Below are 24516 nucleotides of genomic sequence, written 5' to 3' on the forward strand. Positions count from 1 at the left end.
ACCTGTTACAAATGGTCTCTAGAGGTATAAATAAAAATTACTAAATAGATGTATGTGTTAAAGACACATTAAGAATATCAACAAGTTTAAATCAGTAGTTTAAAGAATGACAATAGAGTGAAGTGTCAAAGTATAAAAAGGTATCAAGTATGATTAAGATTTTCGAAGGTTTAAGTGCATTATCCCAATTTAGAAAAGACAAACTTTTGGCAGAAGCTAAGACTATTTCAAAAAGTATAGAATCACTAGAAGCTAAATTTTTACATGTTTTGGAGCTAGAAAGCCAGCTAAGTCAAGCTCAAGAGGGGATTATTAGATCACTATTAGATTATAATAAAGAGTATGGTGCTTCAAAAACTTGTGGTACAACATTTATAGTGGCACCAAGAAGTGGAACAATTTCTCCGTGGTCATCTAAAGCTACAGATATAATACATAATACTGGGATTATGGTTGTAAAAAGAGTTGAGAGAGCAATACTCTATGGTATAGAGGGTGATATTTCCGTACAAGAGTTAAAAGATATTCAAAACCTTTTACATGATCGCATGGTTGAAGAGGTTTTTGCTGATGAGTCTAGTTTGGAGCATCTTTTTAAAAGAGCTGAGCCTAAGCCAATAGAGTTTATTAATGTTTTAGAAAAAGGCGAACAAGCAATTAAGGATGCTGATAAAAAGCTTGGTCTAGCATTAAGCGAGCAAGAAATAAGTTATTTAGCTTCAGAATATATCAAACTAAATAGAAACCCTACAGATACGGAACTTTATATGTTTGCACAAGCTAACTCAGAGCATTGCAGGCATAAAATCTTCAATGCTAATTGGACTATAGATGGCCAAGAGCAAGATAAATCATTATTTAAAATGATTAAAAATACCACACAAAATGCATCTGAAGGAGTGCTATCAGCTTATAAAGATAACGCAGCTGTTATAGAGGGTGCAACGGCTCAGAGATTTTATACAAACACAGAGACAGGTGTATATAGCTTTAAGCAAGAAGAAGTAGATATCCTGATGAAAGTAGAAACTCATAATCATCCTACAGCTATTGCACCATTTAGTGGTTCGGCAACCGGTGTTGGTGGTGAGATACGTGATGAAGGCGCAACTGGTCTTGGAGCAAAACCAAAAGCAGGTTTAACGGGTTTTTGCGTTTCAAACCTTAATATAGCTAATTTTGAGCAGCCTTGGGAAACTACTAAATACGGTAAGCCAGACCATATAGTTACACCTTTGCAAATTATGTTAGAAGCACCCGTTGGAGGTGCTCATTATTCAAATGAATTTGGTCGACCAAATTTGTGTGGTTATTTTCGTACTTATGAGCAGTTAGCAAATACTTCAAGTGGTAAAGAGATGTTTGGTTACCATAAGCCAATTATGATTGCTGGTGGTATGGGCAATATTAAAAGAATGCATGTTGAGAAAGGTGATATCAAACTAGGAGCTAAGCTAATCTGTTTAGGTGGTCCAGCTATGCGTATTGGTTTAGGTGGAGGAGCTGCCTCTTCCGTGGTATCCTCTGGTGCTAATTCTGAGTTAGATTTTGCTTCTGTTCAACGTGATAATGCTGAAATGGAACGTCGTTGCCAAGAGGTGATTGATAAGTGTTGGCAGATGGGTGAAAAAAACCCTATCACGTTTATCCATGATGTTGGAGCTGGTGGTATATCAAATGCTTTCCCGGAACTTGTAAAAGATGGTAATGTTGGTGGCCACTTTGAGCTGAGAAGAGTTTTAGTGGGTGAAGAAGGATTGTCACCCTTAGAAATTTGGTCAAATGAATCTCAAGAAAGATATGTATTATCAGTAGATCCACAAAACTTGGAATTTTTTGAAAAATTATGTAAGCGTGAGAGGTGTCCATTTGCTGTTGTTGGTGAGGCAATCAGTGAAAAACATATTACGTTAAATGATGAGTATTTTAATAATAAGCCTGTTGATTTACCAATGGGGCTATTATTTGGTAATACACCACAAATGCATATTGATGTTAAAACTGTAAAAGTTGAGCAAGATGCTTTTGATATAAGTGCTATCAAGCTTGATGATGCGATTGAGCGAGTGCTAAAAGTACCAGCTGTAGCTTCTAAATCTTTTCTTATCACTATAGGTGATAGGAGTATTACAGGTATGGTTGCACGTGATCAGATGGTTGGTCCATGGCAGGTACCGGTTGCAGATTGTGCAGTTACTACAGCAACTGTAGATAGTCAAACAGGTGAGGCTATGGCAATGGGTGAGAGAACTCCAGTAGCTACGATAAATGCCGCTGCTTCAGGTAGGTTAGCAATTGCCGAAGCTGTAACAAACCTGTTAGCTGCAGATATTCAAAAACTAAGTGATATTAGGTTGTCAGCAAACTGGATGGTTGCTGCAAATCAAGGCGATGAAAACCAAAAATTATATGAGACTGTCAAAGCGGTTGGTATGGAATTTGCTCCAGAGCTTGGCATTGCAATACCAGTCGGTAAAGATTCAATGTCTATGAAAACTAAATGGTCTGACAATGGCAAAGAAAAATCTGTAACATCACCATTATCATTAGTGATTTCAGGTTTTTCACCTGTAGTTAACGCAGGTAAAACTCTTACTCCGGTTTTAGCTGATGACAAAGATACTACTTTGTTACATATCGATTTATCAAATGAAGCTGGTAGGCTAGGTGCTTCATCTCTTGCACAAGCTTATAATCAGGTTGGCAATGTTGCCCCTGATGTAGAGGCAAGTAAGCTAAAGGTATTATTTGAGAATATCACTAAACTAAAAGCTGAAAATAAAGTCTTAGCATATCATGATGTTTCGGATGGTGGCGTATTTGCTACTTTAGCAGAGATGTCTTTTGCTGGACGTAAAGGCTTAGATATCAAGCTACAAACTCAAAAAACATCCGTCATTTCGGACTCCGATCCGGAATCTCAAATGGTTATGCTTGATAATTCAATACTAACTAAACTTTTTGCTGAAGAGGTTGGCGTTGTAATCCAAGTGAGAAATAGTGATGTAGCACTAGTTGAAGAGTTATTTAAAGATTCTCAAATTCATTTGTGTGCAATAGCTAAGTTAAATTCTAGTGATGAGATAAACATCTTTGCAAATGGTGAAAGAATATACTCAAATACGCGTGTAAACCTACAAAGATGGTGGGCAGAAACTTCTTACAATATCCAGTCACTTCGTGATAACAGTGAATGTGCAAAGCAGGAATTTGATAGTATTCTAAATACTGATGATAAAGGTATCCATGTCAAGGCTACTTTTGATATTGAAGAAGATATTACAGCGCAGTTTATCAATGTAGAGAAGCCAAAAGTTGCAATCCTAAGAGAGCAAGGTGTAAATGGTCATGTTGAAATGGCAGCTGCATTTACTACAGCTGGGTTTGAAGCTCATGATGTGCATATGTCAGACTTACATGCTGGGCGTGTAACTTTGGCAGATTTCAAAGTATTAGTAGCTTGTGGTGGTTTCTCGTATGGTGATGTCTTAGGAGCCGGCGGTGGTTGGGCTAAAAATATCCTCTTTACAGGAAGGTTAAGAGATGAGTTTAGTAGATTTTTTAGTAGAAATGATACTTTAGCTCTTGGCGTATGCAATGGTTGTCAAATGCTTGCACAACTTAAATCACTAATCAAAGGTGCTGAAAACTGGCCAATATTTGTTAAAAACAAATCTGAGCAGTTTGAAGCAAGAACTTCTATGGTCGAAATCCAAGAGTCTGATTCTATTTGGTTTGCTGATATGGCTGGTACAAAAGCACCGATTGCTGTAGCACATGGAGAGGGTCGCCCACTTTTTGAAAATGATTTGCAGCGACAGGCTATGTTAGCCAGTTCACAAGTAGCGCTTAAGTATGTTGATGGACAAGGTAAAGTTACAGAAATGTACCCTTATAATCCAAACGGTGCAATAGATGGCTTAACAGCTGTAACAGCCCTAGATGGTCGTGTGCTTGCGATGATGCCACATCCTGAACGTGTTTATAGAGCAATAACAAACTCATATATTCCAGCAGAGTATGATGAGTATTCTGTATGGATGAGAATGTTTAGAAATGCTAGGAAATGGGTTGGGTAGCTTGATGAGGTTTAAAAAAAGAATTAAATATGTGTCGCACTTAGGTTTAGAGTGTTGGATATCTTATCTTACTCATAATGTCAGATTAAGTCAAAGCTATTACATTTGTAATTCTTTATGGGTAAATAATACAAAAGTCGTCTATACGACAAAAGGTTGAAATAAGTTGATCTATCATTGTTGTCGAAATTTAAAGGTTTTTCGCTTATTTTAACCTAAAAATACTCTCAAACCTTTAATTTACAACTCTTTTAATTCCGAACTGAGGTTAATTAAAATATTGGACAGCTTCTATTAATAATTGATCATGTCTATCATATAGACTATATAGTGGTCGTATAGCTTTTGCGTTATATTATCTATTATGTTTTAAGGGTTCAAAGGTTTTCAGTGGTTTTACCTGAAAAATTTTCTAAACCTTATTCATATGTTTTTTTGTTATCTAAATTTGGTTTAAATATAAGGAGAGACGTGATGGCAGCTTTTGAAGAGTATATATATTTTATCATAAAAAACCAAAACAACCTTACAAAGAAAGAATCAAATAAAGCCAAAAGTATTGATTTTAAAGATCTTCAAGGAGGTGTGAATAAAAAATTTGATCCATATAGAGGTTATGTTATAACAATGAAGGACAGTGGAAGAAGTGATTATGATAAAGAAAGCTCAGTAAAAAATATCCTCAATAATAGTACTTATATTCCAAAATTCCTTGCAGAAAGAGGAATCCAAAAAGAATATTTTAACAGTTTTATTTCGTTTCAAAATGAATTAGATGAAGACGTTGGCGAGCTCTATGGACGGCAAAAAGAAGATTTTCGCAAAGTATCTTTATATGAAGATATGATAACTAAAGGATACAATGAAATAATCGAAAGACAACAGCTTTTTAGCTGCATCCATCAGCTATTATTCATACACTTTATCTTATTTATAAACGGGATAAAACATGGTGACATGCATATGAAAAATATTAAATGGATTAAGTTTAATTATGGAAATCAGGCTTTTTTTAATATCAAAGCCTTTGATTTTGGACACGCCATATTAGATTGTAAAGGGGTTTATGGAGGTCAAAGGTATGCAGATTTAGATTATCTATTTAAAAGATCTTCTCAAAAAAAAGCTTGTTTTACTACAAACAAACACAATTTGCGTATAGTAGGATTTTTTGAGGGAATATCTCGAAAATTAGACTACTCTAATGAAACCAATCAAGATAGAATGGAAAAACATTTTCCTTTACATCATCTTTTAACAAACCATAATGTAAATAACCTCAGGAGGTTTTCTAAAGAGAATGCTGTTAAATTCCTCGAAATTGAAGGAAATTTTTTGGAAAAAAACTTACGAAGGATTGGCAATAAAAATACAAATAATCAGGAAGCATGCGAAGCTGTATTAAAAGAGTTTATAAGTACATCTGAGAGAATAGTTAATCGGTTAAGATAAGACCACTAAAAATAGCATTTAGAAGTATACCAAATATCCTAGTACTAAATGAGATTATAAAGACTGTTGAATAAAAAGTTGATTTTTTGAGATTATGGGCCTGTTGAAATCTAATGTTGACAAGCCCAAATTTTGTTAGAATATGTATAGTAAAAGTTATTTGAAATCTATTTGCTTCAATCTTAAACGTCTTGTAGTACTTGACACACCACATTTATGCCTTAACTAGGGAGTAGTGTATCCAAATATCAACAATATTAATAAAACATAAGGAAAAACTTTAGAATAGTTGTTTGAGATGGCTCAGCATTAAAACATTAATCTTAAATCACCCAAATAGATCAAGATTTCAAAATATATAGATCAATTTGTCTTTGAATTGGGTCTGTAACTATAATCTATATGAAGGAGATTCATTATTTTACAAGCTGTTTAATTTTTAGACACGGCTACCGTGACTTTGAGTTAAGTTACTTTGATAGAGAGTTTAGTAATATATAGAATTTGTCACGTAATTTACTGACCCACATGTATTGTTTTTCGTTGACGAGAAAAAATGTAATCCACTTATGTTTTATGATTTTGTCCTGCTCTAGTTCTTTCATTAATACAGCAAGGTCTTTTATAGTTGATTGTTCTAACGGGCCTTTCACTATATCATTTACTTGATCATTAAACCAGATAAAGGTGGTTTTTTTCCCAAATTCTAAGGGATCATGGTTTGATAGGGCATTTAGTAATACGTAGAATCTATCACGTAATTTACTGACCCACATGTATTGTTTTTCGTTGACGAGAAAAAATGTAATCCACTTATGTTTTATGATTTTGCCCTGCTCTATTTCTTTCATTAATACAGCAAGGTCTTTTATAGTTGATTGTTCTAACGGGCCTTTCACTATATTATTTATCTGATCATTAAACCATATAAAGCATTCTTTTCTCCTGATTTCTAGAGGGTCTGGAAGTGAAACTATAGATAGTTCAGGTGCGCCTTTACTATTTATCGCAGCTAGAAGATTGTCTTTATTGACCTCAGGGATATTTTTAACCCCCTCGACATACACTTTAACTGTCTCAGCATGATCTTGATGTAAGGCTACGCACAATCCTGGTGTGCCATTACTACATTTCGCAGCTAGAAGCATTTCTTTATTAATCCCTGGTATGTTTTTAACCCCCTCGACATACACTTTAACTGTCTCAGCATGCCCTTCTTGTAAGGCCATGTACAATCCTGGTGTGCCATTACTACTTTTCGCAGCTAAAAGCATATCTTTATTAATCCCTGGTATGTTTTTAACCCCCTCAATATACACTTTAACTGTCTTGGCGTGACCGTTTTGTAAAGCCATGTACAACCCGGGATAACCCTTACTACTTTTCGCAGCTAAAAGCATTTCTTTGTTGATCATAGGTGCCATAGGTATGTCTTTAATACTTCCAATGTATGCTTTAACAGCCTCAGCATGCCCTTCAATGAGCGCTAAAGATAATAAGTTATTTACTTGTTGTTGTGGGAATATTGTATGTTTTTCATCTATGCTAAAGTAAGCTGCATTATAAGTTTGAGCTTGAACATTTTTAAATTCGCTAATATAAATAGCCTCGTCATTTACATTAGAAGGTAACTTATCATAAAGATTTGTATAAATATCTGTATATATTAGCTGATAAGAAATAGGCAAAAGTTTCACGTTATAATCATGATTAATTAGATGCACTCCTTCTTTTTTACTGCCACCTATTGTTATGATATGGCGACCATTAGATAGAGAAAAAGCTATTGGTGTATTGCTTAGAATTATTTTTCTGTATAATTGTTTAGCTACTTCTAATGTAAAAATTGTCAAATTACTAGAGTGAAGATATATATTACTACTATCATTAGCTTTGAAAAAGTCTATAGATTTCTGGTAGTTTTGGGTGCCGAAGCGATATTTGTTATCTTTGTCAAGGGATTTTGTGTCTAATCCATAATATACTTGAACTCCGTCAAACCAGCTTAAGATATCTAGTAATTGATGATCATTATAAGTTAGATAATTTCTTGTGTTTTTGTTACATCTTTTTTCTTGGGCTTTTTCTATGTCGTGCTTTAACCAATATAAAGCTATATTTTTTTGAGGGTCATCAGCAACGTTTTCATAGTTATATTCAATAATGTCATTGTCTACTCGTATTTTGAAAGAATACGGTGTTCTAATTACTAAGCCTTCGTATTTAGGGTCCTTAGCTTTGCTTATATCATCCACTTCTTTTATATATTTAATTTTAGAATAATAAGAATCAATTAGGTCTAAACGGTCTCTGTACGTTTTAAAATCATTTCTAAGGATTGCTTGTATGGCCATAAAAGCTATTCCATAGCACATTCCATTCTGGTTTATTTTGTAACCAAGCACTTTTTGTAAATCAAGAGTAGGCAGTTTCATTTGAAGCCTTAATTAAAATCTTAGTATTATTATTTTATTAAAAATTTTTAACAAAAAACATTATAGTAATTGATAATGCGTATTAAATTTTATGGCATAATTTGTTTAACATAATTAGCTATTGCTGTTTCTGAGTATCCTAATTCAAGCATAAATGTCTATGGGACATTTTTAGTTCCTTTTCATTTATTTAACCTTCACAAACCTAATAAACTACTTCTGAAACTCTCTTTCAACTATTTTAAAACTTTCAGAATACAATCTAGCTTTTATAAAAATGTTGACAATATGACTCCATTTGAGAGAATTAAAATATATTTATGTTGAATCAAGTAAATCATTGTATACAGGTACTGCGTATTTTTAGCCATATGCTTTTTGTGTCTGATGTATCGGGGTACTTATACATGTTTATCGAATAGGGTAGTGAAATGATAAAAAGATATGATGTAGCAGAGATCTCAAAAATTTGGGCAGATGAAAATAAATACGCTAAGATGCTTGAGGTTGAGTTAGCTATATTAGAAGCTTTAGAAGATAAAATGGTACCAAAAGGTACAGCTGCTGAAATTAGAGCTAAAGCAGCAATTAGACCAGAAAGAGTTGATGAGATTGAGAAGGTAACAAAGCATGATATTATCGCTTTTTGTACTTCTATAGCTGAGCAGTTTACAGCTGAAACAGGCAAATTTTTTCACTTTGGTGTTACATCATCAGATATTATTGATTCAGCTCTTAGTTTACAAATTCGTGAATCTATGGAGTATGTTACCAAGGACTTAGAAGCTCTTTGTGATTCATTACTTGCAAAAGCTCAACAGACGAAAGAAATTATCACTATGGGTAGAAGTCATGGTATGTTTGCAGAACCCATGAGTTTTGGTCAAAAATTCTTAGGTGCTTATGTGGAATTTAAACGCAGACTAAAAGATCTTAAAGAGTTTCAAAAAGATGGGCTTACCGTACAGTTCTCAGGTGCTGTTGGTAACTATTGTATTTTAACTACGGAAGATGAGAAAAAAGCTGCTGATATACTAGGCTTGCCAGTCGAGGAAGTTTCTACGCAAGTTATTCCTAGAGATAGAATTGCTAAATTAATATCAATTCATGGGCTTATAGCTTCAGCTATTGAGAGACTAGCAGTTGAGATTAGACATTTGCATAGAAGTGATGTTTTTGAAGTTTATGAAGGTTTTTCAAAAGGGCAGAAAGGTTCTTCTACTATGCCGCATAAGAAAAATCCAATCTCTACAGAAAACTTAACAGGTATGGCTAGAATGCTTAGATCACATGTATCTATTGCTTTAGAAAATTGTGTGTTATGGCATGAAAGAGACATTTCACACTCTTCAGCAGAGCGTTTTTACCTGCCTGATAATTTTGGTATTATGGTTTATGCACTACGTAGAATGAAAAGTACTATAGATAATCTTGTAGTACAAAAGGACATTATTGAAGGTAGGGTAAGAAGTACAAGCGCATATTTATCAAGCTTTTATCTTCACTTCTTGGTTGCAAATACTCCATTTATGCGTGAGGATTGCTACAAGATCGTGCAGCAAGTAGCGTTTGATCTGAAATCAGGAGAATCTTTCTCTATAAATTTACAAAAAGTTATGCAAGATGAGCATAATATTACTCTTGATATACCAGAAATGGATTTTGAAGGTATCAAAAAAACGTATCTAAAAGAAATAGAACATGTATTTGAGAGAGCTGTAAAAGCTTAATCTAAATTTCTATCTTTACTCATATTAGTTTTATACAAGTGGACTTTAAGAAAATCTAGATTATACTAACTTAGTATAAGTTTTTTATAATAAATTTTACCTTTTTATCGTGCTATATAGACAAATAAAATATGTGCTTAACATACCAAGACAAACAGTATATATCCTGATTATATATAGTTTATTGTTAGGGTTTCTTTCTCTTGCAGTTCCTATATCTGTACAAACTCTAGTAAATTTGGTTGGCGTTAGTTTGTCTGTTAGGCCTGTAATTTCATTGATAACAATTTTATTTATCTTACTTACAGCATCTTTTTTTGTAAGGATTTTTCAGTTAAAGCTAGTAGAAGACCTTCAAAGAAAGGTGTTTGTGAATACGCTACTTAGAATAATTTCTTGCATTTATAAAGTTGATTTTAACGATTTGATGAAAATAAATGTAAGAGAGAAACTAAATAGAATATTTGAGCTTAAATTCTTACAAAAATCTATAGCAGTTATTTTTATAATCTTACTGGATATTTTCCTTCAAACACTATTTTGTGTAATTATTTTGGCTTTTTATCATCCCATGTTTTTGGTTTTTGATATTTTACTTGTGTTATGTATAGTTTTAGCCATATTTTTGCCAATGAAGGCTGGTTATGAAGCTGGGCTTTCTGAGTCTACAGCAGTTTATAACGTAGTGGAATGGTTTGAGGAGAAAACAGCAGAATTTTTATCTTTTAGACAAAGGCCGATTGAAATGTCTGTCCAGAAAATTGATACGAAATTATGTGATTATTTGGATTCTAGATCAAAGTTTTTTAGTGTGATACTTAGGCAACATATATACATAGGACTGACATACATATTGATTAATATTTTGTTGTTGGGTATAGGAAGCTATCTTATTATCAATGGGCAGTTATCAATAGGCCAGCTTATAGCAGCTGAGTTATTAGTTAATATTATGCTTTTAGGACTCCTTAAATTTAGTCAGTACTTATATGATTGTTATGGATTTTTAGTTGGAGTCAGAAAGGTTTTAGATCTCTTAGAAATAGCTAAAAAAGAAGAGATACCACAAGAGCATCAAGCAGCAGTTTTAGCAGCTAAGATTACGGAGGTTCAAATTAAACTAAATGAACATAACTATCTTCTAGATTTTAAAAGTAATATTATTAATACTTTGTCATTACCTACAGTAAACGCGCAGACTCTTTTAAATAGTTTTTTTGATGATACAGCTAAAGAGGTTATCAAAATAGATAAAGTTTGTATTAGAAACTATAAAAAGGAGCAATTAGGTAAATTTTTACATATCGCTAGTGGTGTTGAAGTTGTTTCAGGGACCGTTTTAGACAACTTATGTGAGTCTGGTTATTCCCAAGCTAAGTTAAGGTATTTAAGTGAGTTATTGGAAATTTTTGATATAAGTTTTCTTGAACAGTATTTTGAGCAAAAAATAGACTCCCAGATAGTGAAATATAATCTTGAGTTTGACACTCTGGTATTACTAAAGGTAAATATCATAAGAGCAATTTTAAAACAACCAAAGCTTTTGATACTGATTGATTCATATGGTTTAACTAATAGGTGTAAGGATAAGACGGTAGTTCAGATTCTTGAAAACCTTATGGTACCTACGTTAATCATATCTATAGAGTAAAAAGGTGTTTTTATGCAATTAGAATCAAGCAAAATGCTAAAAAGAGATCCTAGCTTAAAGAGAGTAATATTTTTAGTTGTATTATGTATTTTTGGAACGGTCATGACTTTAGCTATGATACCTTGGCAACAAACAGTTGATGGCTATGGTGAGGTGACAACACGTTCACCATCTGATAGGCAACAAAATATTTCAGCACCAATTGGTGGTAGGCTAGGAACATGGTATGTTGTTGAAGGAGATGTTGTCAAAAAAGGAGATCCTATCGTAGAAGTTCTGGATTTGGACCCAGAAGTTGTATCTAGACTTGAAGAAGAAAAAGAGGCTATAGAGTTAGGTATTAAATCAATTAAGCTTGCTATTGAAAATACTAAGAAAAATATAAAAAGACATGAATATTTAGTTGAAAAGGGTGCCAGTACACAGAGGATATATGAGCAAGCTCAAATGGAGATGGTTAATTATACTAAAGATCTTGCTAATGCTAATGTTGATCTGGCAAAAATCAAGGTTCAAATTGCTAGGCAAAAAAGCCGCCTTGTCACAGCACACGCTGATGGAGTAATCGTTGACCGTATGCATGGGTTTGGAGGGGTTATAGTCAAAGAAACTGATACTCTAGCAACTATTGTCCCAGAGAGCGCCTCAAGGATTGTCCAACTATGGGTAAATAGCATGGATATTCCGCTTATTAGTATTGGTGATAAAGTGATGCTCCAGTTTGAAGGGTGGCCAGCTATACAGTTTAGTGGCTGGCCTCAGGTTGCTATAGGAACTTTTGAAGGAGAGGTTATCTTTATATCTCCTCAAGACAACTTTCGCGGTCAATTTAAAGTTTTTATAAAACAAAGTGGAAAACGAGACTGGCCATCGCCAAATGTTTTACGTTTGGGCACAAAGGTCCATGGTTGGGTTTTACTGGGAGATGTTAGTCTTGGTTATGAACTATGGCGTAGATATAATGGTTTTCCTATAAATCTTAACAGTAGTGAGTTATATATTAATATGTACGAGGAGCAAGAGACTAAAAAAGTATAAGGATATAACTAGTTACACTTAGGTTAATTTGTAGGTTTAGACTGATTTTAAGCTAATGATCTTTTTTTATACTTTATAGTGCACTATAATTTTACAAGTAATTTATTTTATTAAAAACTTATAGGGTGCTTTGTATGGATAAAAACATGGTCAAGCATATAGCTAAGCTATCTAATTTCGAGTTAAATGAGCAACAGCTAGAGCATTACACAAAAGATCTTACAAATATCTGTGAGATTCTAGATACGGTTAAAGATTTTGACGCTAAGGGAGTTGAACCAATGGTGTCACCTATAGAGAAGAGCTTTAAATCCCGTAAAGATGTTCCACAAGACCAAGATAATAGAGCAAGTTTTGATAAATTCGCTTGCGAAATCGTAGATGATTATTTTATGGTGCCACAAGTTGTTAAGTAGGATAAATAATGTCATACATTAAAAAGTTAAGAAAAAGATTAGATAATAAAGAAGTAAGCGCAGCAGATTTAGCTAAAAGTTATTTAGAAAAGATAAAGGTTTTCGACAGAGATATAAATTCTGTTATAACATTATGTGAGAACGAAGCTTTAAAAGAAGCTCAAGAGGCTGATAGTGCAATATCTAGAGGTGAGCAAAAACTACTTACGGGTATTCCTATATTGCACAAGGACCTTTTTTGTACCAAGGGTATTAAAACTACAGCTGCTTCAAAGATGTTAAGTAATTTTATATCTCCTTATGATTCTACAGTTACTAAAAAATGTAAAGACCAAGGGATGGTAACTTTAGGTAAGCTTAATATGGATGAGTTTGCTATGGGTTCAGCAAACGAGTATAGTTATTACGGAAGCGTCAGTAATCCTTGGGATTTAGATCGAGTTCCAGGTGGTTCATCAGGTGGATCAGCGGCAGCTGTTGCTGCAGGGTTTGCCCCTGTTAGTACTGGTTCTGATACGGGCGGGTCTGTCAGGCAACCAGCAAGTTTTTGTGGGCTAACGGCTATGAAACCCACCTACGGAAGTACTTCAAGGTTCGGCATGGTAGCTTTTTCATCTTCTTTTGACCAAGCTGGTATATTTGGTCATTATGCTGAAGACGTTGCTGTTATGTTAGATACTATTTCTGGAGATTGTGAGTTTGACTCTACGTGTGTAGGTGTTCCAGAAAACCATTTTACTAAAGATTTAGAGAAAGATGTTGCTGGTAAGATAATAGGAGTCGATGAAAGTCTATTAGAAGGTCTTGCTGGTGAATTTCAGTCTGTGATACAAAGTTCTATAGATAATTTTAGAAAAATGGGTGTTGAAATTAGGTCAATTAAAGTACCTAGTTTAAAAGAAGCTTTGTCAACTTATTATATTATTACTCCGGCTGAAGCTGCGGCAAACTTAGCTAGGTACGATGGGGTAAGATACGGTTATCGTAATGACAAAGCTAGAGATTTGGAAGAATTATATAAACTATCAAGAACAGAAGGTTTTGGTCAAGAGGTTAAGCGTAGGATAATGATAGGTAATTATGTGTTGGCTTCTAGCCAATATGACTCTTATTATAATAAGGCTCAGCAACTACGTAGAATAATGACAAATCAGATGAATGAAATATTTTCTAAAGTTGATGCTATCTTTATGCCAACATCACCATCAGAAGCTTTTAAAAAAGGCGAAAAGTTAGACCCTGTATCAGCTTATTTGTCAGATATTTATACTATTCCAGCAAATATTTCTGGTTTGCCAGCTATTTCATTTCCTATAGGTTTTGTTAATAAGTTACCGATAGGTGGTCAGCTTATAGGGAGAGCTTTTAATGATGGTGTGTTGACGCAGTTAGTAACACAGTATCAAAAGCAAACTGGCGTTGATGACTTTATTTTACAACAAGCGAGGGTTTAATTGTGAATTGGGAAATGGTAATAGGACTAGAAGTCCATATTCAATTAAATACTAAATCTAAGCTATTTTCATCATCTGCAACGAAATATGGGCAGCATCAAAATTCACAAGCTTCATTTTTAGATTTAGGATTGCCTGGAACTTTACCTGTGGTTAATAAAGAAGCTATTCGTAAAGCGATAATTTTTGGTTTAGCAGTTGATGCAAAGATTTCAAAAGATAGCTTTTTTGCGCGTAAAAATTATTTTTATCCGGATCTTCCAAAAGGCTATCAGATTAGTCAGTCTAATAATCCTATAGTACAAGACGGTAAACTTGATATTCAAACATCAAAAGGTGACAAAGTTATCCGTATAGAAAGAGCTCATATTGAAGAGGATGCTGGTAAATCTATACATGGTTATGTGGCCGGCGAAACGGGGCTAGATTATAATCGTGCAGGTACACCTCTTTTAGAAATAGTAACCTATCCTGATTTTAGGTCAGCTGAAGAGGTTGTAGTATATCTAAAAAAATTACACCAATTGGTTAAGCATTTGAATATCTGTGATGGTAATATGCAGGAAGGATCATTTAGATGTGATGTTAACCTTTCTATTAGACCACAAGGTCAAGCAGAATTTGGTACTCGAGCAGAATTAAAAAATATAAATTCATTTAGATTTATAGATAAAGCTATTGAGTATGAATATGCTCGTCAGGTGGCAGTATTGGAGTCAGGCGGGTTAGTTATCCAAGAGACTAGACTTTATGATGCTGATGCTAATGAAACTCGCTCTATGCGTGCAAAAGAAGATGCTTTTGATTATCGTTATTTTCCAGATCCTGATTTATTACCACTAAAGATAACAGATGAATATATCGAAGAAATAAAAAGCCAGATGCCTTTAAAACCAGAGCAGCGTGAAGAGTTGTACCATAAGCATTTAGGGGACCAAGAGGTTGAGTTTTTACTTTCTAATTTGGAGCTGGCGGACTACTATGATAAGCTTATCCAAAAGTTTGATTATAAGCTTGCATATAATTGGTTAACGGTTGATTTGATATCTATATTAAATAGGCTGGAAAAAGAGTTTAGTGCAGCTGTTCTGCCAGCTGATATTTTAGGTCAAATTATAGAGTCTGTGCAGAAGGATGCTATTTCCCAAAAGGCAGCTAAGCAGGTAATGTCTAGCTACATCGAGAGTCCAAGAAATATTGAGACAATAATAGAAGATCTTGGACTAAAACAAGTTTCAGATGAGGGAGCAATCCGTGAATTGGTGCGGGAGATAATCAAAGCAAACCCGCAGCAGGCTGATGATTTTAAAGCTGGTAAAACTAAACTTATGAGTTTTTTTGTCGGTCAGGCTATGAAAGTTAGTAAAGGCAAGGCAAACCCTAAGCAAGTTAATCAAATTGTCCAAGAAGAATTAAATAAATAGGTGAAATCTGTGAATACAAATAAATTTTATTATGACCTTATGAAACTTAATATTTTAAGTAGTAACTACGTTGAAGATAGTTATAAAGTAGCTTGGGAAGGCAACGTTTACCCTTTTTTTCATGATAGTAAGTATGAATTTCATTATGAAGTCGCTAAATTTTTTGACAGAGCTGATGAAAAAGATATGGATAAGCTATGCGAGCTTCTTGATGATTATATCGATGAGAAAGCTGACTTTACTGGGTTTGAACAGAAAGTCGAAAAAATTGTCGGTAAAGGTAATGTTTTTTATGTTTTACATTATATTTTTCAGTCTGGTCAATACAAAGCGTTTTTAGATAATTTACAACTTAACAAGACCCACTTTAGTCAACATTTTATCGATCGTTTTGAAGTTAATGGTTATTGGAACTAAATTTTAATACCCAGATTCGGTTTTGTAGTGCAACGAAGTTTAAAACAATTTCATAAATTTAATCTAAAATTACCATCCAAGGCTAATAAGAGATATATAAGCATTTAGTATTTTAAGAGTATTTTCCCTCTATGTTATTTGATAATGATTATCATTATTGTATAATGGTAAGATATTTTTTTAAAATAGGATTTATGTGAAACAGGTAGGATTTATTGGTTGGCGCGGTATGGTAGGTTCAACCCTTGTAAGAAGAATGTTAGAAGAAGGTGATTTTAATTCTATAAAGACCGTATTTTTTAGCACTAGTTTATATGGTCAAAAAGCTCCAGAGATTAATAACCTTGCTAGAACTATAGAAAATGCTTATGATCTAGGTAAACTCTTAGATATGGATATTATTGTAACTTGCCAAGGCAGTGAGTATACCCAAAAAATATTGCATAAATTAAATCAAAAAGGTTGGCAAGGTTTTTGGTTGGATGCAGCTTCTGAGAAACGTATGAACGATGATAGTACCATAGTTTTGGATCCTGTAAATTATGAAGTTATTTATGAGTCTATAGAACAAGGAATAAAAAATTTTATCGGCGGAAATTGTACTGTAAGTTTAATGATGTTAGGAATTCATGGTTTAATTAAATCTAATTTGATTAGATCTATATCTAGTATGAGTTATCAAGCTGTATCAGGATCTGGAGCAAAAGCTATTAATGAATTGATCCAGCAAAGTAACCTGATAATTAAAAGTATTAAAGATCCAAAAGAATTATCTTTTTATGAAACTGTTAACCAAAAAGGATTTCCTTGTTCAGAATATTTCGCTCCAATAGCCTTTAACTTAATTCCTTTTATTGATTCAAAATTAGAGAATGGTCAAAGTAGAGAAGAATGGAAGGCTCAAGCCGAATTAAATAAAATTCTCAATAGAAATAAACCTATATTAGTAGATGGCATTTGTGTACGAGTACCAGTTTTTAGAGCGCATAGTCAAGCTCTTACGATTGAACTTGAAAGAGAATGTTCTATAGAAGTTTTAGAAGATATTATTTCATCTGCTAACCCCTGGGTTAAACTAATAGAAAATACTCCACAAGCAACAGCTAAATATTTAACCCCTCTAGCTGTAACCGATACTTTAGACATCGCTGTAGGGAGGCTCAAAAAGACAAACTTATCAAATAAACACATACAGCTTTTTACCGTTGGAGATCAGCTACTATGGGGTGCTGCAGAACCACTTAGAAGAGCGTTAAAAATTATTTTAAATGCTGTGTGAGGTTTTTTTGATTATTTAGTTTCTTTAAAAAGAAATATGCTATTAAAAAAACCTGGAATGGAAATAGCTCCACCTAACGTGAAAAGCATGCTATAGCCTATATTTGCAGCTAAGAAGCCACTTACAGACATTCCTAATATATATTAGAAGTTCAAAACAAATTAAGATCGTAAAGTCTGTGCCAGCTTGGTTTTTTGAGCTAAACTTCATGAATATAGTATATAGAACTATCATCTCCATAAGGCGAGAAGTTATATTTAATAAATAAAGCTTATATAAGTCTTAGTATAATTACCAACAAAAAAATAAACAAAAATAACACCACTTCCTGTTAAAAATAGTTATTAACTGTTAATTTTACTACATATGAAATAATTCTTTTAATTGATAATATATCTTCATAACCAAAATATTGAAAAAACTGGTTCGGTAAAATAGAGCCAAATCGGTTCATATAGACTACATATCCAGTACTAGGAAATTGTCAATACTAAAGGGGAAACTAGATATGCAAAAAATACAAATAAGTGAAGCAGAGTATGTTGCAATTAAAGCGTCCAATCATATAGCTAAAGGGGTTAAGAATATTTTAGGTGTGGCTGTTAATAAGACCAAACTTAAAGACTTAGATAAAGCTGTAATGATTAAAAAATTACAAGAATATGAGAGAGTTAAGTATTATTGGTCAAATGCAACGCGATTAAATGAGCAGCAGAGCCAAAACGCAAAAAAATACAGTAACCTTCGTCGTATCCAATTTGGAAGTGATAAGCGTATGCTTGGAGATGATTTACAGTCTTTAAATAGGCTTGATAGCTTGATAAGCCGAAAGGAAAATGGAAAAATTAGCAAAGTTGAGGAGGAGCAACTTAACAAAATATTTGAGCATCGTCGAGAAAGGTTTGGCGTAGAGCAACTTATGCCAGGAGAAAAGGAAAAACTTAAAAAGTTTGATTCTGATATGTCGGGACTTTCCAAATAAATGTGTAAATTCTTAATTAACCTGCTAGATTATTTCTAGCGAAATATTAAGGATAGAAACAATGTCTAAGAATAAGAAGTCAGAAGATATTTACACAGCTATTGCAGATCAAATAATAGATTCAGGTGTTGATATTAATCAAATGTTTGAGAAAGATGGTTTGCTAAAGCAACTAACAAAACGATTATTAGAAAAAGCACTAGATGCAGAAATGAATAGTCATCTTGGTTATTCAAAACACCAAAGGACTAATTCATCAAATGCTAGGAATGGCTATAGTAACAAGACATTAGCTACAGACACAGGTAATTTGGAAATATCAGTTCCACGAGATAGAGATAGTGACTTTGAACCTCAAATAGTTCCCAAAAGAGTCACCAAGATAAACGGCTTAGACCAAAAAATTATATCTTTGTATGCTAAAGGTATGAGTACTACAGATATCCAACAACAGTTATTTGAGTTATATGATACAAAGATAAGTACAAGCTTTATAAGTGATGTTACAGAAGCTATTATTGATGATGTTAAAGCATGGCAAAATAGACCTTTAGAGTCAGTTTATCCAATAGTGTTTTTTGACTGTATAGTCGTTAAAGTTAGAGAAGACAAGCATATTATTAATAAAGCTGTGTATGTGGCTCTTGGCATATCGTTAACTGGTCATAAGGATGTATTAGGTCTTTGGATCAGTCAAAATGAAGGTGCTAAATATTGGCTTAGTGTTTTTACTGAATTAAAGAATAGAGGCTTACAGGATATATTTATAGCATGTACTGATAATTTAAAAGGCATGTCTGATGCTATACAAGCTATATACCCTGAGACAAAGCATCAGCTTTGTATCGTTCATCAAATTCGTAATAGTCTTAAGTATGTGCCATATAAAGACAAGAAAGAGGTAGCTAGAGAGTTAAAGAAAATATATGATGCTGATACCATTGCAATAGCTCAATCTGAGCTTGATAACTTTGCAAATAAATATGATACTAAATATCCTTTAATTTCAAAGTCATGGATAAATAATTGGGATAATTTAACTGTATTCTTGCAATATCCTCCAAAAATTCGTAAAGTTATTTACACTACTAATGCGATTGAATCGCTTAATAGCCAGTTTAGGAAAGTCATTAAGAATAAAAAGCTATTTCCTAAAGATGACTCTGTTTTCAAATCTTTGTACTTGGCTATAGATTATTTGACTAAAAAATGGTCTATGCCTGTTAAATATTGGAATGAGGCTATGCCTTATTTCGCTATCGAGTTTGAGCATAGAATTCAGAGATTCATGTAAGTGAATTTACACAGTTAAGTGGAAAGGCTCGATATGTCAAGAACATATTTTAATATGGATCGTGATACTTTCTTTACCTATGGTAAGGAGGTGAAAATTCCTTTAGAAGGGTCATATCAATCGATGCCAACTAGACCTTTACGAATTGCTATGGCTGTTTTTACATCTGCAGAAGAAAATCCAAGTAAAACAACTTCAGGTATGTGTCAAGAATTTTCTTCTGCCTGCTATGCGTTAATGAGAAGGATATTTGTTAAAGGCCATGTTAATGTTTCTTGGGCCTATAACCACTGTATGAACCATTATTATACTATTCTTAGTTTTAAAAAATATCAACGTGAAGATAATTCATTTACACGTTTTGTGCCAATAGAAGAATCAATAGACTGGAGAACTGAAAATGGACGTAAGGATGCTTTTGAGAATTACGAGCATATTGTAATAGACCCATGGATAACTGAATCAGAACCATATTCTATAAAATTAGAACATAGTATTTATTATAAACTTTTTGGATCTATTGTGGATAAAAGGAAGGATAAAAAAACTGATATTCTAAGTTCTGAATTATCGAAAGGTTCAGCTGGACTGTTTGGTTCTGATGACTTATTTTTCCTTAAAGTTTATAATGGCAAAGTAAATCTGACACCAGAGTTAGCTATTAAAATTTTAGGGGGAGTAACTGAAAAAAGAATGTTAGGTTCATACTCAAAATTAGCAACTGAAGGTATAAGAAATGGTATGCATAATATTGAAAATAAACACAGTAGGGAGATCGAAGAGATTGTAGATTCGTTAAAAAGCAATCATGATGTTCCAATGTTCTATGGCAATTGCGACCTACTGAATGAAAAATACGAAGAAGGAATACTCTATTGTAAAAAACAAAAAATCGGTTTTGAATTTAAGGGTTTATAGGCTTTATTAACTATAAGTACTAGTTTTAGAGTTCCTAGTTTAGGATCTTACAATCGTTTGTAGCTTAGTTTCTTTAAAAAGAAATAAGCTATTAAAAAACCTGGGATGGAAATAGCTCCACCTAACGTGAAAAGCATGCTATAACCTATATTTGCAGCTAAGAAGCCACTTACAGACATCCCTAATATATATATTAGAAGTTCAAAACAAATTAAGATCGTAAAGTCTGTTCCAGCTTGGTTTTTTGAACTAAATTTCATAAATATAGTATATAGAACAATCATTTCCATAAGACGAGAAGTCATATTTAGTAATACTATACTAAATATTATTGTAGAGTTGTCGATTCCACTAAAGCTAATAAAACCAAGAGAAAAATAGCAAAAACCGCGTATTATAGCTAATAAAGTTAATAATGCTGTTTCCTTATAAAAATTAAATAGATAGCTAATTACAGCAGCACCAAAGATTCCTATAATAGCACTACCAGTTCCCATTACCACACCTATTGTGCTTAAAGGAATATGCAAGTCTACCAAAAACGATGATTGCATACCCATTACCAGTCCTTCACAGGCTCTGTAGCTTAGGCAAATTATTAAAAGAGTTCTTGTTTCAGTTCTTTTAAAAAAGGATTTTATAGAGGGTATATTATGTTGATATTGGACATTTTCATTTTTTTCTTTGATAGAAAACATATATAAGCAAATACCAATGCTTAGAATAGCTAAATATAAAATTATCTCATGCCAACCAAGTATATTATATAAAGCAATTAAGGATGCACCTCCTACTAAACTACCTAAGGTTGTGCCAATTACTCTATAGAAATTACTCCATTGTAAGTTTTTAACTTTAGTTTGTTCAATTGAAAATCCGTCAACAGCAATATCTTGAGTTGCTGCAATAGTCGACAGTATAAAAGCAAATAAGAAAATATAGTTTGTATAATCTTTAGGATTATAAATGAAAAATATTAGAAATAGTAATATCGTAAAAAATTGCATTATTAAAAACCAACTTCTTCTTCTACCTATTTTATGTATGTATTTTCTATCTACAAATGGAGCCCATAAAAATTTTATAACCCAAGGTAATAGTAAAATACTGAAAAGCCCAATTTTTTCTAGAGAAACACCTTCAGACCTTAAAATAGTAGGTAACCCAAAAGTACAAAAATATAAAGAAACAGCTTGAGCTAGGTATAATACTATAAGATCAAAACTTTGTTTTTTCATATTAAGTTACCTTCTATAAGTATTTGATAAGCTTTTTCTTTTGCAGAAGAGATATCTTTGACTGCTATACAATTAAGAGGCATGCCTTTATGCATAGCGGGAGTATTGATCTTTTTTATCATAATAGGGTCTTGAGTAACTCTAATCATACCAAGGCACCATTTGGCAAGCTCTGATTTTGCCTGTTTAAACCACTTTGCTTGCTTTATTCTAGCTTTATGTTCAAACTGATAGTTTTCAGAGAAAGTGCTGATTATTAGAAACTTTTGTTGCCTTCTAAGAATTTCACTACAATTATCAAGCCAATCAAGAGCGTCCTTATAAGTTGGGTAGCTACCAAAATGCATATTAACAATAGGCCACTTTGTTGTATCACATTCAATCATAATTCTTTCCCAACATTAAAAGAGTCTTTTGAGCAAATAAATAAATACGCTTGTTTTTCTGGCAGATTTATTTGGCCTTGGTTCTTATAGCCTATTTTAGGTGCTATTTTCTGAAATGGTATAACTCTAACATCAGGTTCAAAAACCACCTTATCAGCGCCTAATTCAGAAAAGCAATATTTACTAAGAGCTTCAACGAGTAGTTTTGAATACCCTCTGCCAATAGCATCTTCAGGGCCTATTAAAAGATGCCAACCGTAGTCATTATCATTAGCAAGAAAATATTCAGCGATTCGATCTTTTTTAGCATTGTAAATTTCTGCATATGCAATTTCTCTACCATCTATTGACAACATAAATAGATTTTGATTGGTGTTTGATAACATGTTACAAAAATGTTTCTTTAGGTGTTCTTTAGGCTTATCAAGATTCCAGAATTTAGCCACATGTGGTTTATTCATCCATTTATGAATAGTGTCTAAGTCTTTCTCAAGGCAAAAAGGCCTAAATGATACTTTGTTGTAGTAGAACTCTTGGGTATTTATTTCTTTGAAACGTTTGCCAAGGTAAAGAGGATTTTCAAGTTGACCTGTTGAGATAACTTTAGGTCTAGAAGAATAATCACCATATCCAACCTCAAATATTCTTAATCTGTTTAAGCAAAGTTTCTCAAAGTTTTTTTTATATAAATCAAAACGTTTAAAACGAGCTTTTAATTCTGGATTACTAGTCTGGTAGCGCTCAACACATTCGTGTAGTTTTTGATAGAAATATAATTCTGGAAAGTTAAGCTTATCAGCAAGTATTGTTGATATGTATCTGTAATGAACCACAAAGAGACCAGTATGAATAAATTGCAGTAAATAGTCATCATCTACTTGAGGGATGACATCTTTTACTTCTTGTGGTAATGTAGCTAATTCTTCAACTGGGTTTTTACATATATTAATATCGTCAACGAAATCTTTCATAGCCAGACCAACGGGAAGATTATTTTCAATAATTAATATACTATTCTCACCATGTGGTGAAAATACCATGCCATATTTATATAAAAAGTGAAGCAAAGCAGGAATAGTATTCTCAAAAAATATATCTAACCATTGACTTACATTAAGAGAGGACTCTTTTATCATTTCACATAGTACACTTTTACCATCAGGGTCAATGTAAGTTAAAGCTGCCATAGTTATAGCTTTTTCATTGTTTTTAAGCCTAGAATGAATGCTTTCTCGCCATATTGCTCCTAGTTGCTCAGTAAAGTAGTAAGGAGATTCTGATATGTCTGAGTAATAAGGATGTTTGCAGTATGCACTTGCCAATTCACCTAATAAAATAAAGTTACATGTAGATAGAAAGTCATCTTCTTTGGCTATCGTTTTAACCCATTCTGTAAGCATCGGAGCATTGATGGTTTGGTTTTTAGGTAATCCTCTATAAACAGCAGTGTTTAATATATTAAGAGGGAGCTTTATACTGTGCTTTTCTGGGTGAGATATGTTTGAAAGAGTCCTTATAGATTGCATAGCTAAATGCTGATCTGTAGATTCGCCTAGAAATATGATTTCACCATCAGCTATGTATTTGGTAAATTGTTGTTTTAGGACATTTTCCCATTGCCATGGATGAACTGGTAAAACAAAGTAATCATCAGGATTTTTATTATTTGTCATAATAGTTTTATTAAAACTTTCTAAAATATCAGGGTGTATCTCTTTTTGCGTTATTTTTGAATAGCTTAGATTGGAAATACATGAGAAAGTTATTAGATCTTTATTTACCGCAATCCACGATAAATTTATTATTTTTTGCATCTCTGGAGCATAATTGGCATGATCAGAAGAATTAAAACCAATGCGACCTTTGTTAATAACAAACCAAGGATGTCCTGTCATATTACCTTCTATATAAGCATAAGGGAGTTTATAAATCTCACTAGCAGAGAGTTTATCTTTTTGTAAGATAGCAATATCTGCATATATAGTATTATTTAATTCTTTTATAAAATGAGCAGTTGTTACAGGATTGATTTTAGTTATAGGTAAAGTATCTATAATAAACCTTATAGCATCATCGGCAACTTCTGAACAGTCATTTTCGTGTCTTATGGTGGAGTCTTGGTGAACGATCAAATTACCATAAATTCTTTTAGTAGCTTTAAATTTATAATATATAACTGAGGTTATTTTTATGGTATAGACCTCTTGATCAGCATCGTTTTGAACTGGAGCAAAAATTCCTTCATAACTAAATTCAGAAATTATTTTTTCTAGAAGCCGTGTGCTTGCTAATTTATAGTAGTTTATTTTAGTATTCATAGTAA

17 protein-coding genes are annotated in these 24516 nt (G+C 33.0%); 13 read left to right on the top strand and 4 right to left on the bottom strand.

Translation table 11 applies throughout. From position 1 onward, the window contains the following. Window positions 1–149 precede the first annotated feature (149 nt). Entirely contained in the window at window positions 150–4079 is a 3930-nt protein-coding gene (purL, locus tag E3E15_RS00555; RefSeq protein ID WP_172106199.1) for a phosphoribosylformylglycinamidine synthase, read from the top strand. 474 nt (window positions 4080–4553) lie between these two features. Then, a complete protein-coding gene (locus E3E15_RS00560) occupies window positions 4554–5531 on the top strand; it encodes a hypothetical protein (RefSeq protein WP_172106200.1) in 978 nt (325 codons plus the stop codon). A gap of 470 nt (window positions 5532–6001) precedes the next feature. Here the strand turns inward: E3E15_RS00560 and E3E15_RS00565 are convergent, their stop codons facing one another. Next, window positions 6002–7966: an ankyrin repeat domain-containing protein gene (locus tag E3E15_RS00565; RefSeq protein WP_172106201.1), complete on the bottom strand. Its 1965-nt coding sequence runs from the start codon at window positions 7964–7966 to the stop codon at window positions 6002–6004. A gap of 431 nt (window positions 7967–8397) precedes the next feature. On the opposite strand from E3E15_RS00565, the gene purB reads away from it, so the two are divergent. From purB to E3E15_RS00620, 11 genes are all read left to right on the top strand, one after another. Further along, a complete protein-coding gene (gene purB, locus E3E15_RS00570) occupies window positions 8398–9696 on the top strand; it encodes an adenylosuccinate lyase (RefSeq protein WP_172106202.1) in 1299 nt (432 codons plus the stop codon). 109 nt (window positions 9697–9805) lie between these two features. Continuing rightward, on the top strand, window positions 9806–11347 hold the full coding sequence (locus E3E15_RS00575) for an ABC transporter ATP-binding protein (RefSeq protein WP_172106203.1): 1542 nt from the start codon (window positions 9806–9808) through the stop codon (window positions 11345–11347). Window positions 11348–11359: 12 nt separating this feature from the next. After that, complete coding sequence (locus E3E15_RS00580; RefSeq protein ID WP_051686790.1) at window positions 11360–12385, top strand: HlyD family secretion protein; 1026 nt, start codon at window positions 11360–11362, stop codon at window positions 12383–12385. 134 nt (window positions 12386–12519) lie between these two features. Continuing rightward, a complete protein-coding gene (gene gatC / locus E3E15_RS00585; protein WP_172106204.1) occupies window positions 12520–12801 on the top strand; it encodes an Asp-tRNA(Asn)/Glu-tRNA(Gln) amidotransferase subunit GatC in 282 nt (93 codons plus the stop codon). A gap of 8 nt (window positions 12802–12809) precedes the next feature. Continuing rightward, window positions 12810–14255: an Asp-tRNA(Asn)/Glu-tRNA(Gln) amidotransferase subunit GatA gene (gatA, locus tag E3E15_RS00590; RefSeq protein ID WP_172106205.1), complete on the top strand. Its 1446-nt coding sequence runs from the start codon at window positions 12810–12812 to the stop codon at window positions 14253–14255. A gap of 2 nt (window positions 14256–14257) precedes the next feature. Beyond that, complete coding sequence (gatB, locus tag E3E15_RS00595; RefSeq protein WP_209451679.1) at window positions 14258–15679, top strand: Asp-tRNA(Asn)/Glu-tRNA(Gln) amidotransferase subunit GatB; 1422 nt, start codon at window positions 14258–14260, stop codon at window positions 15677–15679. Window positions 15680–15688: 9 nt separating this feature from the next. After that, on the top strand, window positions 15689–16096 hold the full coding sequence (locus tag E3E15_RS00600; protein ID WP_172106206.1) for a hypothetical protein: 408 nt from the start codon (window positions 15689–15691) through the stop codon (window positions 16094–16096). Window positions 16097–16292: 196 nt separating this feature from the next. Continuing rightward, complete coding sequence (asd, locus tag E3E15_RS00605) at window positions 16293–17375, top strand: aspartate-semialdehyde dehydrogenase (protein WP_172106207.1); 1083 nt, start codon at window positions 16293–16295, stop codon at window positions 17373–17375. Between the two features lie 508 nt (window positions 17376–17883). Beyond that, on the top strand, window positions 17884–18357 hold the full coding sequence (locus tag E3E15_RS00610) for a hypothetical protein (protein WP_172106208.1): 474 nt from the start codon (window positions 17884–17886) through the stop codon (window positions 18355–18357). Between the two features lie 61 nt (window positions 18358–18418). Beyond that, window positions 18419–19651 carry an IS256 family transposase gene (locus E3E15_RS00615; protein WP_172106156.1) on the top strand — a complete coding sequence of 411 codons (1233 nt, stop codon included), beginning with the start codon at window positions 18419–18421 and terminating at the stop codon, window positions 19649–19651. A 33-nt stretch (window positions 19652–19684) separates the two neighbouring features. After that, window positions 19685–20569 carry a hypothetical protein gene (locus E3E15_RS00620; protein WP_172106209.1) on the top strand — a complete coding sequence of 295 codons (885 nt, stop codon included), beginning with the start codon at window positions 19685–19687 and terminating at the stop codon, window positions 20567–20569. A 47-nt stretch (window positions 20570–20616) separates the two neighbouring features. Here the strand turns inward: E3E15_RS00620 and E3E15_RS00625 are convergent, their stop codons facing one another. Genes E3E15_RS00625 through E3E15_RS00635 form a run of 3 tightly spaced genes read right to left on the bottom strand, consistent with a single transcriptional unit; the run spans window position 20617 to window position 24511 of the window. Beyond that, complete coding sequence (locus tag E3E15_RS00625) at window positions 20617–21807, bottom strand: MFS transporter (RefSeq protein ID WP_172106210.1); 1191 nt, start codon at window positions 21805–21807, stop codon at window positions 20617–20619. Next, window positions 21804–22193: a hypothetical protein gene (locus E3E15_RS00630; protein ID WP_172106211.1), complete on the bottom strand. Its 390-nt coding sequence runs from the start codon at window positions 22191–22193 to the stop codon at window positions 21804–21806. The genes E3E15_RS00625 and E3E15_RS00630 overlap by 4 nt, the downstream gene beginning before the upstream one ends. Continuing rightward, window positions 22190–24511 carry a GNAT family N-acetyltransferase gene (locus tag E3E15_RS00635; RefSeq protein WP_172106212.1) on the bottom strand — a complete coding sequence of 774 codons (2322 nt, stop codon included), beginning with the start codon at window positions 24509–24511 and terminating at the stop codon, window positions 22190–22192. The genes E3E15_RS00630 and E3E15_RS00635 overlap by 4 nt, the downstream gene beginning before the upstream one ends. Window positions 24512–24516 lie beyond the last annotated feature (5 nt).

It is taken from the genome of Allofrancisella frigidaquae (genome assembly GCF_012222825.1).
GTDB classification, from domain to species: Bacteria; Pseudomonadota; Gammaproteobacteria; order Francisellales; family Francisellaceae; genus Francisella; species Francisella frigidaquae.